General features: G+C 66.2%; 2 protein-coding genes and 1 pseudogene. All 3 read right to left on the bottom strand.

Annotated elements, in window-relative coordinates:
- Window positions 1-846 (bottom strand): ectoine utilization protein EutC (gene eutC / locus EN906_RS30625; RefSeq protein WP_127375629.1); only part of this gene is annotated, 846 nt, incomplete at its 3' end.
- Window positions 843-1,838 carry a hydroxyectoine utilization dehydratase EutB gene (gene eutB, locus EN906_RS30620; protein WP_127270570.1) on the bottom strand — a complete coding sequence of 332 codons (996 nt, stop codon included), beginning with the start codon at window positions 1,836-1,838 and terminating at the stop codon, window positions 843-845. The genes eutB and eutC, both read right to left, overlap by 4 nt.
- 183 nt (window positions 1,839-2,021) lie before the next feature.
- Window positions 2,022-2,529: pseudogene (locus tag EN906_RS30610) on the bottom strand (ectoine utilization protein EutA); the annotation flags it as partial.

Here is a 2,529-nt window from a genome sequence, read left to right as displayed (position 1 = left end):
GATCTGGCCGAGTTCGGTCACCTCTTCCTCGGCGGCCATCACGCCCGCCGCGATTGCATGATGCAGCTCACCCAGCCGCTTTGTCTGGCGGCCACTGTCAGCGGCATAGAGATCGGCCATGCGCAGGATTGCCGGCGCGATCTCGTTCTTGTGCTCGGCGTCCGATCCCATCGCGGTGATGTGCTGCCCTGCGGAAACGAAGCCGGCCTTGATCAGCGGCTCGGTCGAAGGCGTCGTGGTGACGATGATGTCGGCGCCGGCGACCGCGTTTGCCGCGTCGGGCTCGGCATGCACGAGAATGCCGAGCTTTTCGCGCAGGGCTCCGGCGGTTGCCTCGGCCTTTGCCGCATCGCGTGCCCAGATGCGCGCCTCGGCAATCGGCCGCACCAGCATGAGTGCTTCCAATTGCAGCCCGGCCTGGACGCCAGCGCCGAAGATCGCGGCAACGGACGAGTCCTGCCGCGACAGATGTTTGGCGGCGACGGCGCCGGCAGCAGCGGTTCGGATATCCGTGAGATAGCCGTTGTCGAGCAGCAGCGCTTCGACCAGGCCGGTCTTGGCTGACAGCAGCACCATCATGCCGTTGACGCTGGGCAGGCCGAGCTTCGGATTGTCGAAGAAGCCGGGGCTGATCTTGATGGCGAAACCGTCAATGCCGGGCACATAGGCGGTCTTCACGTCGACCTCGCCGCGATGCTCGGGAATGTCTAGCCGCAGGATCGGCGGCATCGCCACCGGCAGAGTGGCAAGCGCACGGAAGGCGTTTTCGACGCAGGCGACGGCATCGAGATCGAGTGTCACGATCGCCCGCAACTCTTTCTCGGTAAGGATGGTCATCCGGCTCATGCGGCGCGCTCCTTGAGCGATGGCGCTACGCCGCAAACGATTGTGCGGTGCGCGTCCATATCGATGTTGCGACCGGACAGCAGAACAACCACCGGCCCGTCCGACCTGACCTTGCCGGCCAGCAGTGCGGCGATGCCGACAGCGCCCGCGCCCTCGACGATTTCGCGCTCCTGCGCATAGGCGTGACGGATTCCGGCGGCGATCTCGTCTTCGCTGAGCAGGATGACATCATCGAGCAGGTCGCGGCACATGGCGAAGGTCAGCCGATTGTCGAGGCCGATGCCGCCGCCGAGCGAATCCGCCAGCGTCGGCAATTCTTCCACCAATACCGGTTGGCCCGCATCGAGGCTGGCCTTCATCGCCGCGCCACGCGCCATCGAGACACCGATGACTTTTGTCCGGGGGCTGACGCCTTTGATGGCCGTAGCAACCCCTGAGGCGAGCCCACCGCCGGAGAGTTGGACCAGAACGAGGGCGGCATCCGGGACCTGCCCGATTATCTCAAGCCCGACCGTGCCTTGCCCGGCGATAATGTCGGGATGGTCGAAGGGCGGCAGCATCACCAGCCCCTCTTGCGCCACCAGCCGATCGACCTCCTGCTGGGCATCGTCCTGGCTGTCGCCGATAATGCGGACCTCCGCGCCAAGCCGGCGGATCTCGTCGAGCTTGTTGCCGGGCACCAGGCGCGACATGCAGATTACGGCGCGCATGCCCTCAAGCTTCGCCGCATGCGCCAGCGCGCGGCCATGATTGCCGGTCGAGGCCGCGACCACGCCCCGCGCCTTCTGTTCGGCGTTCAACGAGGCGACGGCGTTCGAGGCGCCACGCAGCTTGAAGCTGCCGGTGGTCTGCCGGTGTTCGAGCTTGAGGTGAACGGGGACGCCCAGTTGTTCGGATAGGCTCGGGGACAGCACGGTCGGCGTGCGCTCGACTTTGCCAGCGATACGGTCACGGGCGATACGGATGTCCGCTAGGGCGACGGCGCGCGTCATGGGGCGACCCCCTCTGGCCTGCCGGCCATCTCCCCCTCGAGGGGGGAGATTGGCAGCTTCGACGCTGCCGTTCTTCCTGTCACGTCGGTGATTGGCGAAAGCCGGGCAGCAGCTAATCTCCCCCCTCGAGGGGGAGATGGCCGGCAGGCCAGAGGGGGTCGCTCGTGAATGTGGGACATCGTCTTACTGAACCAACGGCAACGTCATCAGCCGCCCGAACTCAGGATGCGGCGCCTCATCCCCGCACAATCTCAGGCAGTTCCAGGCGGTCGCCTGGTTGCTGGTCACCACGGGACGTCCGATCGCCTTTTCCATGCCGGTGAGCGCGAGGGCGCTACGCAGCGCCGTGCAGGACACGAACAGCGCATCGGCGCTGGCGTCGGTCGCTTCCCGCGCAAGATCGACAAGGGTTGCCGGTGCGATGCGCGCCATCTCGCGGTCGTCCTCGAAACCGAGGCAGGTGAAGCTGACGATCTCGAAGCCGCGCGCCGCGAAATAGGCGGCCATCGGCCTGGATGTCTCGACCGTGTAGGGAGTGAGGATGCTGAGCTTGTTTGCGCCCAGCGCACGCAGCCCGCGCACGCCCGCCATCGGCGGTGTGACCACCGGCACGCCGGGCTTTGCGACCTGGATCGCCGCCTCGATCTCGGCATCGCCGATTACCACCGAGGCCGAAGTGCAGGAATAGCAG

Origin of the sequence: Mesorhizobium sp. M7A.F.Ca.CA.004.06.1.1 (assembly GCF_003999135.1) — a bacterium.
Taxonomy (GTDB): domain Bacteria; phylum Pseudomonadota; class Alphaproteobacteria; order Rhizobiales; family Rhizobiaceae; genus Mesorhizobium.
This window is presented reverse-complemented; position numbering and strand designations above follow the sequence as displayed.